The following is a 13,951-nucleotide window of genomic DNA, read 5'->3' on the forward strand; positions in this document are numbered from 1 at the left end:
TAACATAGAGTTAATTAATTAAAAATAGCTATTTTGTGTGGTTTTTATCAAAGTTATAGATAGATTTTATTAAACTTGTAACAGTGTCAGAAGTAGATGTAACCTCGTTTGAAACATTTAAACTAACTACTGCGAATGCATACCTTGGCTTATCATATGGAAAATAACCTGCAAACCATTTGTTTTGTTCGACTATTTTACCATCTACTACTTTTGTTTCCGCTGTGCCACTTTTCCCTGCTAAAGGGTAAGGCAAACTAGTATATCGATTTCCCGTTCCTTTCGGATTCGTAACTACACCTCGAAGTAACTCTCTTAATTGTTGCATTGAATCTGGAGCTAGATAATCATCAGCCAATGTCTGTTCTGGGAATTTAAACATTTCTGTACCATTTTTATATAATACAGAATCTACTACTTTTACTTGTTTTGGGCTTCCACCCCGCGCAATGGTAGCCATCATATTAGCTACGGCTAAAGGGGATACTTTCACATCCTGTTGCCCAATGGATGTATTTAAGAGCTTATCACTTAAAGAGTTTCCTACAAAATAAGTTGGTTTCCCTTCATTTTGAAATTGACTAAAACTAGACTCATGATAGACAGATCCTGTCCATCCTACTGGACCATCTAAACCTAGCTTTTTGGCATATGTTTGAAACATATCTTTATTTTTTAAAGTTAATTGCTTACCTAATTGGCCAAATGTGTAATTACAACTTTCATAGAAACTTTGTTGAAAAGTTAAATTACCTTTTCGCTTTTTCTCTTCATCTTCGTATTTACCGACTAGATTATTATTGCAATTATACATTTGATTTTCTTTAACAATACCTTGATCTATTGAAGCAGCCGCTACAACTGTTTTAAAGACGGAACCAGGTGTACTAGCTAATAGTGCATAATTAGTCGCCGTATTATCATTCGAAGAAAATAAATTTTGGAAATTCATATTTGGTCGGCTAACCATTGCTAATAAATTGTTCGTCTTTACGTCAATTAGCACTGCTGCACCTTTTTGAAGTTTAGCTTGGTCAACAGCTTGTTCTAAAATTTGTTGTAAATCTTTATCTAGTGTAGTAGAAAGGGAAACTGGATAAAATGGATTACTAGGTTTTGCATATTTTACTTCGTTTCCAAACATCGGTTTACCTAAATTATCTACGTGAAGCATTAAATTAGATGTGCCATCAGATTTTAAGAAATCTTCAAACTGAGCTTCTAAACCAATTACTCCAAATTCTTTAGGCTTAAAATCTCGATCACTTTCATACTGTTTTTCATATTGTTCTTTATTTTCTCTGGCTATTCCAATTAGGTGTTCTGCCAATTGTTTGTCGTCTTTGTCTTGAGACAACATGGAAATTAATCCAGAAACATGTAAATTATTTATTTCATCAATTTTTTCCGATGTTAATGTTTTTTTCATTCCTTCTAATGTAAAAGGTTCTTTTTTACCATTAAACTGATTTTTAATATTTGCAACCGGTACTCCTGTAATCGACGATAATTTATCAATCGGCCAATCGATTGTTTTTAAAAATGGAAATAAAATAACTTTTGGAGTGTAAGCTGCACTTAATAATTTTCCATTTCGGTCAAGTATTTTTCCACGTCCATTATCAATCCGAAACTGAAATGTTCTTTGAGCAACACTTCTTTCAATTAAATTTACCTTTTGTGGGCCAAAATTCTTTTGATGAAGTATACTAATATCGAAACATCTGTACACAATTAAAGAAAATAGTAACGAAATTATAATTAATATGGCTTTTATCCGTCTATGCATATAAAAAACACCTCATCTACAGTGTAGACGGGGTGTTCTTTTTTCAAACAATTAAATTGTTAAACAAATCAAATTATTTAACAGCAAGTATTCTTACTTGCATATCTCCACCTGGAGTATTAACTGTTACTTCTTCACCAACAGTTTTGCCTAATAAGCTTTTTGCGATTGGAGAATCATTTGAAATTTTACCTTCAAATGGATCAGCCTCTGCACTACCTACAATTGTGTAAGTTTCTTCGTCACCAGCTGGTAATTCTAAGAAAGTTACAGATTTACCTAAAGTTACTGTATCTGATGCATCATTATTTTCAGTAATAATTTCAGCATTACGGATCATATTTTCTAAAGTTGTAATACGTCCTTCAACAAATGCTTGTTCATCTTTTGCAGCATCGTATTCAGAGTTCTCTGAAAGGTCACCAAAGCTACGAGCAATTTTAATACGCTCTACTACTTCAGCACGCTTTACTGTTTTTAAATTTTCTAATTCTTGTTCTAATTTTTGTTTCCCAGCTAAAGTCATAGGGAATTTTTTTTCGTTAGCCATTTTGTACACTCCTTTTAGTATCCACCGTTTCTTTTATGTAGAACTTCTAAATTTATGTTTATACAATGTAGTTGTACAAACAGTGTATGAGAATAATTAATGAAACATTCAACTTATGAAAACGCATTCTTTTATATAGAAAGATGAAGAAGTGATTGCTTCTCCATCTTTCCAAAATTATATTTAGGAATTATTCTCTCATATGAACGTATTATAATACACTTACTCTTTCAAGTATAGTCTGAATTTTTGTAGCCATTAAATCAATAGCCACAAAGTTCTGACCGCCTTCTGGTATGATAATATCTGCGAATTTCTTAGATGGTTCACAGAATTGATTATGCATAGGGCGTACAACATTTACATATTGATCTACCACAGAATCGACTGTTCTTCCACGTTCTTTTATATCTCGTTGTATTCGACGAAGTATTCGCAGATCAGCATCCGTATCTACAAATATCTTTATATCCATTAAATCACGTAAACGCTCGTCTTCTAATACTAGAATACCTTCTAAAATAATAACTTCTTTTGGCTCTACAGGGATTGTTTCTGAAGATCTTGTATGAATTGTATAGTCATATACAGGTTTTTCAATTGCTTTATATTGCAATAAATCTTTTATATGCTCAATAAACAAATCATTATCAAATGCTAATGGATGGTCATAATTTGTTTTCAATCTTTCTTCCATTGGTAAATGCGTTTGATCTCTATAATAAGAATCTTGCTGAATCATTAAAATTGAATGACCTTTAAATTGATCATAGATTGCTTTTGTTACAGAAGTTTTACCAGAGCCAGTCCCTCCAGCAATTCCAATTACAATGGGCTTATTCCCCATACTTCAATCCCTCTTTCTTATCAAACTAACTTTTTTCTCATCATGTTGTAAGGATAGACTTTTTGATCCACTTTAATTTTTACAATTTCTAATGGATGTCTTGCAGCGTCTACTTCTGTTTCATCTTCATTAACAATTACACCAACTGTTTGTTTGAAGTTTTCAATTTCAGGTCCAAAGAATTCAATTTGGTCACCTGGTTTGAAGTAGTTACGTTGTTGAATTGTTGCGATACCAGTTTCATCATCATAGTCTAATACAAGACCTGCAAAATCATACGTTGTTTTTTTGCTATGATTTCCATACATTTGCTCTTTCATTCCTGGGAATCCTTCAAAGAATGAAGAAGCAGTGTCACGATTCGCACATTTATCTAGTTCTTCAACCCATTCTTCTTTAAATTCAAAGTTTTCTGGGTCAGCACAATATGCATCAATTATTTTACGATAAACAGATACAACTGTTGCTACGTAATGAATCGATTTCATACGTCCTTCAATTTTTAAACTATCTACACCCATTTCAATAAATTTAGGAATTGAACGTAATAAATTTAAATCTTTCGGGCTCATTGCAAATGGTGCATCTTCTTCAGCAAATAAAGCATTTTCTGAAGCATCTGGATTTTGTGACTCAGTTTGAACTAAATCGTAATCCCAACGACATGATTGACAACATCCACCACGGTTTGAATCACGGGCAGTCATATGATTACTCAAAGTACAACGGCCTGAATAAGCAATACACATTGCTCCATGAATAAATGTTTCAATTTCGACGTCTACTTTTTCTTTGATTTCCTTTATTTCTTCATAGCTCGTCTCACGTGCTAGTACTAATCGATGTAATCCTTCTTCTTTCCAGTACTGTGCAGCACGATAATTTGATAAAGATTGTTGTGTACTTAAATGTACCTCTAATTTAGGTGCAGCTTCTTTACATGTTTCAATAATATATGGGTCAGCTACAATAATACCTGTAACGCCTGCAGCTTCAATTCCTTGTAAATACTCAACTAATCCGTCCATGTTTTCGTTATGAGCAAATATATTTGTTGTTACATAAATTTTCGCATTAAATTTGTTTGCAAATTCTACCCCTTCAGCCATTTCTTCTATAGAGAAGTTATCTGCATTCGAACGTAAACCAAACTCTCTACCACCAATAAATACAGCATCTGCGCCATATCTTACTGCAATTTTTAATTTTTCTAAATTACCAGCCGGTGCTAATAGCTCAGGTTTTTTCACGATTACACGTTTGCCATCAACTATTTTATCTAATTGTCCAATTGCCATTATTAGTCCTCCTCTTTAATACAGGTAAGGTACAAAGTTCTAAGATACAGCTTTTCCTGATTTCTAGATTTCCCTGGCTTTCCTGCTTTTCCTTCATTAATCTAACCTCTATTAATACACTGTTTCTTTAAAGAAGAATCCTGTGTCCAGTGGTCTGTTTACAGGTTGGATTGCTTCGATTTTGTCGAAAAGTTCGTCTTTGATTTCTTCGTAAGCTTCACGGTCTTCTACACATAGGTCTATAGCTTGTCTGTATAGTTTTGTTACTTCAATGATATACTCTGAAGATTTTAAGACACCATCAATTTTGAATGAATCAATACCTGCATCAACTAATTCTTCTAACTCGTTAACAATACAAATATCATTTGGACTCATAATATGCGTTCCATTTTGATCTTCAAAAATTGGATATTTATTATTACGCTCGTGGTCTACTAAGAACATATTTTCTTCATATTTCTTTTGTTCAACGATTTCTAAATTCTTTCCTTGGTATTCAAAATAGTTACCGACAAGTGAACGTTTTGATTGGAACATAGCAGTCATTCCATGTACTTGTACTTCGATTTCTACTTTAGCATTTTCTTTAATTTCAGCAACAGCTTCAAAGCTTAATTCTCTAGCTAATACCGCACGTTTAGATCCACGTTTACCCCAGTAATTACAAGTAAACCAGTTTGTAGCCGTTGTTTCTGTATTCCAATGTAATTGCATATTAGGTGCAATCGCACGTACTGACATAAGAACTGCAGGATCTCCGAATACGATTGCATCCACATTTGCATCTCTTAAAAAAGCAATATAATCTTCAATTTCGTCAAGAATTTCATTATGGTAAACGCCATTCATCGCTACATATACTTTTACATTTTTTTTATGTGCAATTTCTACTGCTTCTTTTACAGCTTCACGTTTAAATTCGCCCGCTAAGCGTAATCCAAAACGTTGTTCACCAATAATAACTGCGTCTGCACCAGCATCAGCTAATTTATCTATATCATTTAGGTTAGTTGGCGTAACTAATAATTCAGGCTTGATCATTATTAACTCCCCTTTTCTTACTAATAGCAACTCCATCACCAATTGGTATAATTGTCGAATCATACTTAGGGTGATTCATTAGCCATTCATTGTAATTTTGAATCTTTTTTATTAAAGCTTTCTTTCGTCGATCATCAACTAAATCCGCACTTTCAGCAACTTGGCCTTTAAATAGAACATTATCTGAAATGATTACACCTCTGTCCGATAACAAAGGCTCATATAATTCAAAAAATCGTTTATACTGAGCTTTAGCTGCGTCGATAAAAATAACATCAAATAGTCTGTTCTCAGGCAACTTTTCTTTTAAAAGTAAAGCATCACCTTCTAAAATTAGAATTCGATTACTATAATCGCTTCGCTCAATAAACTCTTTTGCTTTTCGAATTCTCTCAGCATTTCGCTCCATTGTAACAATCTTCACATTTGGAAACTCTTTTGCCATTCGAATACTTGAATAGCCTATCGCACTACCAATTTCAAGAATGGAAGTTGGCTGTATTAAATAAAGTAAACCAAGCATAAATTCCATGCCTGCTTTATCCATTATCGGCACATGATGCTCAAATGCATAAGTTTCCATTTCTTCTATAAAAGGTTCTCTATGTTTATAAAAATTCGCCAAGTATTGACGAACTAAAACGTCATCCATTGCTTATAAAGCCTCCAATAGAAATACAACCTTGTCTAAAAACAAGGTGTAAGTAAAATTTCTGTGTATCTGAATTTTTTTAGACCCGTAATATTCTAACATAAAAAAAAGACCCTTGGCTAGTACCAAGAATAGTTGCAACGCTTTCACTATTTTTTAATTTACAAAATTCCTCAGTAGACTATTTATACTACTGAGGAATTTAATATTTAATATACAAGTATTTCCAACTTTTTATTTTATATGCTTTTCTTTTTCAGTATTGTGCTCTTGTAACGATTTTGTAAAGATTACTTTACCTGTTTTATCAGCAAGGAAATATAAATAATCTGATTTGGCAGGCTCCAGAGCAGCTACTATACTATCAACGCCAGCACTTGCGATTGGTCCTACCGGTAGCCCTTTAACGTAATAAGTATTATAAGGAGATTTAACTTCTAAATCTTTATATAATACACGTTCTTTATGCTTACCCAATGCATACAAAACTGTAGGATCCGTTTGTAATGGCATTCCTATTTTAAGTCGATTATAAAATACACTTGAAATTAACTTTCGATCGGTTGTACCAGTTGCTTCTTCCTCAATTAACGAGGCCATTGTTAATGTCTGATGAGGCGTAAGTTTTTTGTTACTCATTTCTGCTTTATATTGGTCTAAAATTCTCACTGTTTCATTTAGCATCGGTGTGATAATTTCCTCTAAACTCGGAGTAAAATCCCCATACATATAAGTTGAAGGATATAAGTACCCTTCTAATGGATAGCGAATCCCAGGTTTAAAAATATCATTCGTTATTAATTGAGGAAACTTTTTTTGTAGCCCCTGAATAAATGCTTTATCATTCAACTGTTTTAGTACAGTTGCTTGATCTAATTTAAATTCTTTTGCAATAATCGCTGCGATTTCGTTTAATTGAGAACCTTCAGGAATCATTAAATTCTTTACTGCAACCTGATATTTACCACCTACCTGTAAGTGGTTTACAATCGTTGCAACCCCTTGGTTTTCGCTAAAATGATAATTCCCAGATTTTAGACTAGCGTTGTTATGCAACTTCACATATAGTTTAAAAATTGATGTATTTTTTATTAAGTTTTTCTTTTTAAAAATTGCTGCAATATTATCAACAGAGCTTCCTTCAGGAATTGTTACCAATTTAATTTGTTTATTTGCTGAATTTACAGGTTTTAACATATATTTATAAGTTGCAAAACCCGCTCCAACTACGACAATACAAGCAATAATTAAATATGTAAAAATAAGCATACCTCTGCTTTTTTTATTTGTATTCTTGTATCCATTTTTATTAAAATCATTAAATGACAAACTTATCTACCTCCTTTTCCACGTTATAGTATACTACAAATATGTGCTAAATCGGCAATTTTCTACATAAAAAAAATGCTAAACACTTTATAAGCGCTTAGCATTTTTAAATCCAAAGATATTATTCTCCTTCTTCTTCGTCAAAGAAAGTGTTTAATACTTCTTCAACCATTTCCCACTCTTCGTCAGATTCGATTGGATATAACTCTCCATCTTCACCATCTTCTGCAGGAATGAAGCTTGATGCATGGTAGATTGGGTCTCCATCTTCATCAAACTCTTGTCCAACTGGACTATAAATTACGTATGATTTACCATAATCATCTGATTCAAAAGTCATGATAATATTACAAAGTATCTCATTACCTTCCTCATCGACGATTGTAATTTGTCTGTCTTCACCGTGTTCCATTTATATCACCTCAATTATTTTAATCCTTTTATGTATAAGTGAATAGTTGGAGGGGCCGCAAAAATAAGTTATACTGCAAGTATTGTCGGCCATTCCCCATTCTTCTTTATCACTTTATACTATCTAAGTAGTTTTGTAAAATAACTACTGCTGCCATTTTATCGATTACTAGTTTTCTTTTCTTACGACTTACGTCAGCAGAGATTAGAAAACGTTCGGCAGCCATTGTTGAAAGTCTTTCATCCCATAGTATAACCGGAAGATTGAATTCTTCTTCAAGCATTTTTCCAAAACGCGTACAAGCTTCACCACGTTCTCCAATACTTCCGTTCATATTTTTAGGTAAGCCTACAACTATTTTTTCGATTTCGTAGCTGTCGATGATTTCTTTTAGTCGGTCTAGTCCAAATTTCTGACGTTCTTCATCAATTTTGACTGTCTCAATACCTTGAGCTGTCCAACCAAGAGCATCACTTACAGCTACACCAATTGTTTTAGTACCTACATCTAGCCCAAGTGCTCTCATTAATTATTCTCCACGATGTTGTAGTAAGTAAGATTTAACTAATTCTTCAATGATTTCATCACGTTCTAATTTTTTCATCATACTTCTTGCGTCATTGTGACGAGGAATGTATGCAGGATCACCTGATAATAAGTATCCTACTATTTGATTGATTGGATTATAGCCTTTTTCTTGTAACGCGTCATGAACCTTTAACAAAACTTCATTAACTCGTATATCTTGACCTTCATCTTGCAAACTAAACTTCATCGTTTTATCAAATGAATCCATACAAAGCACCCCACTTATCCGTATATTTTTAGCTAATTACATTGTACCATTTTTATTACGCAGTTACGAATCAGCTAAAAATTTTTATATCTGTTATTGTACACGATTTTTGTATTATTTTGAAATCGTATTCATCCATTTTTCAACAAAAGCAACAGCCTCGTCTAATTTTGAAGGATCTTTACCGCCAGCTTGAGCCATATCAGGACGGCCTCCGCCTCCTCCGCCACAAATTGAAGCAGCTTCTTTTATTAGATTTCCTGCATGATATCCTTGACCTACTAAATCTTTTGTAACACCAGCAATTAAGTTTACTTTACCTTCATTAGCAGAACCAAGTAATACAACAACAGAACCAATTTTATTTTTAAGGTCATCAACCATTGTGCGAAGACTATTCATATCTGCTCCATTTACTTTAGCAGCGACGAATTTTACTCCATTTACTTCTTTCACATTATTACTAATATTTCCTGCTTCAATATTGCTTAATTTTGAAGAAAGTGAATCATTCTCTTTTTGTACTTGTTTTAAATCTGATTGTAAAGTTTCAATACGAGTAACGACGTCTTTTGTATTTGATTTTAATAGGCTAGCTGCCTCTTTAAGTTGACCAATTTGTTCTTGCATATATTCGTAAGCTGATTTGCCAGTTACTGCTTCAATACGGCGCGTACCAGCTCCAATTCCTGACTCAGAAATTATTTTAAATGTACCGATAGATGCTGTGTTATCAACATGACATCCACCACATAGCTCAAGACTATAATCTCCAACTTGTACTACTCGTACTACATCACCATATTTTTCACCAAATAATGCCATTGCTCCCATTGCTTTTGCTTCAGCAATTGCTTTTTCAGAAATTTGAACTGGAATGCTTTCCCAAATTTTTTCATTCACAATTTTTTCAATTATTTCAAGTTCTTCAGACGTTACTTGACCGAAATGTGAGAAGTCAAAACGTAAGCGTTCTTGGTTTACTAATGAACCAGCTTGATTTACATGAGTTCCAAGTACATCCTTTAATGCTTGGTGTAATAAGTGAGTAGCTGTGTGGTTCTTGACAATACTTGAACGGTTAGCTTTATTAATTGTTGATTCAACTTTAGCACCAACTGATAACGCACCTTCAACAACCTTCACTCGATGTAAATTTTGTCCGTTTGGAGCTTTTTGAACATCAAGCACTTCTACCTTTAAACCAGGAGCAGTTAAAGTTCCACGGTCTGCAATTTGACCTCCACTTTCAGCGTAGAAAGGAGTTACATCAAGAATTAAATGAGCTTCTTCGCCATTTGCTACATCTTCAACTTTTTCTCCGTCTTGTACTAGAACAAGAACTGTAGATTCAACCGAACCTTCGCTATAACCTACAAAAGCTGAAGTTTCCTTGATTTCACGAAGTGCTTCACTTTGTACCTGCATTGAGTCAACATCTTGTCTAGCAGAACGAGCACGCTCACGTTGTTTTTCCATTTCAACTTCGAAACCGTCATGATCAACTGTTAATCCTTCTTCTTCTGCATATTCTTCTGTTAATTCAATCGGGAATCCATATGTGTCATAAAGACGGAAAACATCCTCACCTTTAATTACAGAACTTCCTTTTGCTTTCGCATCCTTCATTACATTTGTAAGAAGTGATAATCCTTCATGTAATGTTTCATGGAAACGCTCTTCCTCATTTTTAATTACTTTTTGAATGAACGGTACTTTTTCTTTCACATTTGGATAGTAGCTTTCCATAATTTCTGCAACAACTGGAACAAGTTCAAACATAAATGGACGTTCAATACCTAATTTTTTAGCAAAACGAACAGCACGACGGATTAATCGACGTAATACATATCCGCGACCTTCATTTGAAGGAAGAGCGCCATCTGCAACAGCAAAAGATACTGTACGTATATGGTCAGCAATTACTTTAAAAGCAGTATCTTGATCTAATTGTCCATTTCGATATTTTTGACCAGAAATTGTTTCAACAACATTGATAATCGGCATAAATAAATCAGTGTCAAAGTTTGTGTCTACTTCTTGTAGTACACTTGCCATACGCTCTAAGCCCATGCCAGTATCAATGTTTTTGTTTGGTAATTCAGGGTATTCTTTACGGTCTAAACCATCTTTTGAATTAAATTGAGAGAATACAATATTCCAAATTTCTAAATATCGATCATTTTCTAAATCCTCTTTTAATAATTTAATTCCAATGTTTTCTGGATCATATTTTGTTCCACGATCATAGAAAATTTCTGTACATGGTCCACATGGTCCTTCACCAATTTCCCAGAAGTTACCTTCTAACAGGATAATATGCTCAGGATCTAATCCTAATTTAATCCATAAATCATACGTTTCTTTATCTTCAGGATAAACAGTAACGAATAATTTTTCTTTTTCAAAACCAAACCATTCAGATGAAGTTAAAAGTTCCCAACCCCATGTTACAGCTTCTTCACGGAAATAATCTCCGATTGAAAAATTACCTAGCATTTCAAAAAATGTATGGTGACGAGCTGTTTTCCCAACATTCTCAATATCATTTGTTCGAATAGATTTTTGTGAATTTGTTATCCTTGGGTTCTCTGGAATTACTCGACCATCAAAATATTTTTTTAATGTTGCTACACCACTATTAATCCATAATAAAGTTGGATCTTCTACTGGTACTAAAGATGCACTTGGCTCAATAGAGTGACCTTTTTCTTTAAAGAAGTCTAAGTACATTTGGCGAATTTGAGCAGCAGTTAGCTTTTTCATTATATTAACCTCCATTTAGTAAATTTATAATGTTATAAAAACAAAAAAATCCCGTCCCTAAAACAGGGACGAGATTTACTCGCGATACCACCCTGATTATGAATAGAAAGCTTATTGCTTAGACAAAATGCCTCGAAGTCTATTCATCACCTCAAGAGACCGTAACGTGGTCTGACGCGTCAGTGATTAGCTGCATTCAGGAGTAGCTTTTCTGTCACCCTTCATTAAAGTTTCTTTCAGCCTAGGAAACTTCTCTCTTTTGCATACGCTTAAATGGTTTAGTGACATACTTGTTCCTTCAAAATTTTGCAAATATAAATTGTATGAAAAAATAGTATCATTGTCAAAAATGAAAGTCAAGTTGAGAGACGTTCTTTTCTATTACTGTAATAGCGAATAACAGAAATGATGACAACTAATAATGGTACGGCAATTAACAAGCCAATAAAACCAGCTATTTCCCCTGCAACTAATAATGAAAACATAATAATAACTGGATGAATATGAATTGACTTTCCAATTATCATCGGAGAAAGGACGTTACCTTCGATCAATTGTAAAATAATTAATGTAATACCTACTCTAATTAATAAACTTGTCCCTTCCGAAGCGGCTAGAAACAGAGTTGGTACAGCTCCAATAACAGGTCCGAAATACGGAATGATATCTGTTATTCCAATGACCACTCCTAATACTAGCGCATATTTCATTCGAACAATCCATAGAAATATTGTTGCTAATACAAATAGTAAAAAACAAACTAATATTTGACCACGAATATATTTTCCAAATGTATTATTAAGTTCTTTTGCTAAACCCTTTGCTTCATATCGCCATTTGTAAGGGATAATTTTCCAAAACATATTCGATAAGACCTTATAGTCTTTTAAAAAGTAAAAAACGATAAACGGAATGATAAATAGTGAAATAATATTATTTACTAATTGCTTCATCCATTCACCAGATTTATTCAATAATGATAATCCCGATTTTTCAGCACCATTAATCATTAAATCAACACGATTATGAAGAAAAATTGGCATCCTCGAAGTCTTTCGTTCGATTTTGGATAAGAAATTATCATATAATGCCATGACTTTAGGAAAAGCTCTTAAAATATCTTGCCACTGTTGTTTAAAAATAGGGAGTAATAAATAAAGCCCTAGTACACACCCTCCAAAAAATAATAAATAGATCAATAAAATCGCAATTACTCGTTTTATCCCTTTATTATGAATATATTCAATTGCTGGATGTAACAAATAGGCAATGATTAAACCAATCAAAAATGGAACCATCGATTTTAAAACACCAATTACAATATGCAAATAAACCGGTTTTAAATAATAAAAAACGATTCCAACTAATCCAATTAGCAAAATTAAACATAATCGGTATATCCATTTTAACTTTAAACCGTCCATAAAAAACCTCCATACTGATAATAGTATGGAGAATTTCAATTAAATTATGTGACTCGTTAAAAATTTTACAAAGTCTTCTCTCTTAACAACATTCAATACACATTTCGTTTTTGCCTCTTTTTCAACGATTGTTAGTTCATTTGGAAATTCCTTCTCTACACCAATTGTCATATAAGCTAATTTCTCTTGTGCACGCCTTGATCTAGTATTCGACTCTTTTGCTCCAGCAAAAACATAATCCATTTTCAACTCGTTAAAAGCAATTTTTAAAATTTCTATTTTTGAAGCCTCATTATACCCTTGCCCCCAAAATGGAACCCCTATCCAGGTGCCAATATGGCAAATTCCATCACCTCGGTCAATATGCTTTAAACTAGTTATACCGACTACCTCATCTTGTTCGTTCAATATTATCCGATTTATTATTTTACCATCTAATTCCTGCTGAACAATATAGCTAATAAATCCGATTGTATCATCAATATGATCTACTTTTATTCCTAAAACATCTTTCACACCTGAATCTGATGATAAATTAAATACCTGCTCTGCATACTTTAAATCATTCTTAACAAGCTTAACTCCCACTCCCATATTTACCATCTCTTTTCCATGTTTTTATATATGATAAAAGATGATGACCATTTTCTCAATGAAAAAACTTTAAATAAATTAGGATTGTATGATTAGGATTGTATTGGATTTAAAATATTAAATGAATCTTATTGATAATATAATTCATGTTATTACAATAAGTTGATGTTCGATTTTAATTGACCTACAAGCTGATTAACAATTTGTTATGCTACTTTTAAGTAAAGGATATTAAATTAGGGGGTTTTAGTGTAACTATTATTTATGAATAAGTTGATTGAAACGAAAAGGATGCTCGACTCCTATGGGATAAGCGGGAAGGCTAAAGACCCCGCAGGCTCGCCGAGGAGGCTAAAGAATCTAGCCCCATGGAAAGCGGAGCACCCCGTAGTGGACATCAACCACACCCTTTTACGAAAATTTGGTAATACTCTTTTTCGGCAATAAAAA

At 33.2% G+C, this 13,951-nt stretch carries 13 protein-coding genes; all 13 read right to left on the minus strand.

The window, feature by feature from the left end:
* Positions 1–28: 28 nt before the first annotated feature.
* The 13 genes from COI44_RS12975 to COI44_RS13035 all read right to left on the minus strand — a co-directional run bounded on the left by COI44_RS12975 (position 29) and on the right by COI44_RS13035 (position 13,501).
* The gene (locus COI44_RS12975; RefSeq protein WP_098428343.1) at positions 29–1,789 is read right to left on the minus strand and encodes a peptidoglycan D,D-transpeptidase FtsI family protein; all 1,761 of its coding nucleotides are present in this window, start codon (positions 1,787–1,789) and stop codon (positions 29–31) included.
* A gap of 73 nt (positions 1,790–1,862) precedes the next feature.
* On the minus strand, positions 1,863–2,339 hold the full coding sequence (gene greA, locus COI44_RS12980; RefSeq protein ID WP_056472726.1) for a transcription elongation factor GreA: 477 nt from the start codon (positions 2,337–2,339) through the stop codon (positions 1,863–1,865).
* A gap of 211 nt (positions 2,340–2,550) precedes the next feature.
* Entirely contained in the window at positions 2,551–3,186 is a 636-nt protein-coding gene (gene udk, locus COI44_RS12985) for a uridine kinase (RefSeq protein ID WP_056472723.1), read from the minus strand.
* Between the two features lie 20 nt (positions 3,187–3,206).
* A complete protein-coding gene (locus COI44_RS12990) occupies positions 3,207–4,484 on the minus strand; it encodes a peptidase U32 family protein (RefSeq protein ID WP_069035129.1) in 1,278 nt (425 codons plus the stop codon).
* Between the two features lie 111 nt (positions 4,485–4,595).
* Positions 4,596–5,528: a peptidase U32 family protein gene (locus COI44_RS12995; protein WP_098428344.1), complete on the minus strand. Its 933-nt coding sequence runs from the start codon at positions 5,526–5,528 to the stop codon at positions 4,596–4,598.
* Entirely contained in the window at positions 5,515–6,180 is a 666-nt protein-coding gene (locus COI44_RS13000; protein WP_098428345.1) for an O-methyltransferase, read from the minus strand. Before COI44_RS13000 ends, COI44_RS12995 begins: the two co-directional genes overlap by 14 nt.
* Positions 6,181–6,414: 234 nt before the next feature.
* Positions 6,415–7,449 (minus strand): endolytic transglycosylase MltG, encoded by a 1,035-nt coding sequence (mltG, locus tag COI44_RS13005; RefSeq protein WP_098428373.1) that lies wholly within the window; start codon positions 7,447–7,449, stop codon positions 6,415–6,417.
* Positions 7,450–7,630: 181 nt separating this feature from the next.
* Positions 7,631–7,921, minus strand: a complete 291-nt coding sequence (locus COI44_RS13010) for a DUF1292 domain-containing protein (RefSeq protein WP_098428346.1) — start codon at positions 7,919–7,921, stop codon at positions 7,631–7,633.
* A 109-nt stretch (positions 7,922–8,030) separates the two neighbouring features.
* Positions 8,031–8,447 (minus strand): Holliday junction resolvase RuvX, encoded by a 417-nt coding sequence (ruvX, locus tag COI44_RS13015; RefSeq protein WP_098428347.1) that lies wholly within the window; start codon positions 8,445–8,447, stop codon positions 8,031–8,033.
* Between the two features lie 3 nt (positions 8,448–8,450).
* Positions 8,451–8,717, minus strand: coding sequence for an IreB family regulatory phosphoprotein (locus COI44_RS13020; RefSeq protein WP_069035133.1), 267 nt, complete (start codon positions 8,715–8,717; stop codon positions 8,451–8,453).
* Between the two features lie 114 nt (positions 8,718–8,831).
* On the minus strand, positions 8,832–11,483 hold the full coding sequence (alaS, locus tag COI44_RS13025) for an alanine--tRNA ligase (protein ID WP_098428348.1): 2,652 nt from the start codon (positions 11,481–11,483) through the stop codon (positions 8,832–8,834).
* Positions 11,484–11,839: 356 nt separating this feature from the next.
* Positions 11,840–12,907, minus strand: coding sequence for an AI-2E family transporter (locus COI44_RS13030; protein WP_098428349.1), 1,068 nt, complete (start codon positions 12,905–12,907; stop codon positions 11,840–11,842).
* A gap of 39 nt (positions 12,908–12,946) precedes the next feature.
* Positions 12,947–13,501 carry a GNAT family N-acetyltransferase gene (locus COI44_RS13035; RefSeq protein ID WP_098428350.1) on the minus strand — a complete coding sequence of 185 codons (555 nt, stop codon included), beginning with the start codon at positions 13,499–13,501 and terminating at the stop codon, positions 12,947–12,949.
* Positions 13,502–13,951 lie beyond the last annotated feature (450 nt).

This window comes from Bacillus sp. AFS088145 (genome assembly GCF_002564465.1).
Lineage (GTDB): Bacteria > Bacillota > Bacilli > Bacillales > Bacillaceae_G > Gottfriedia.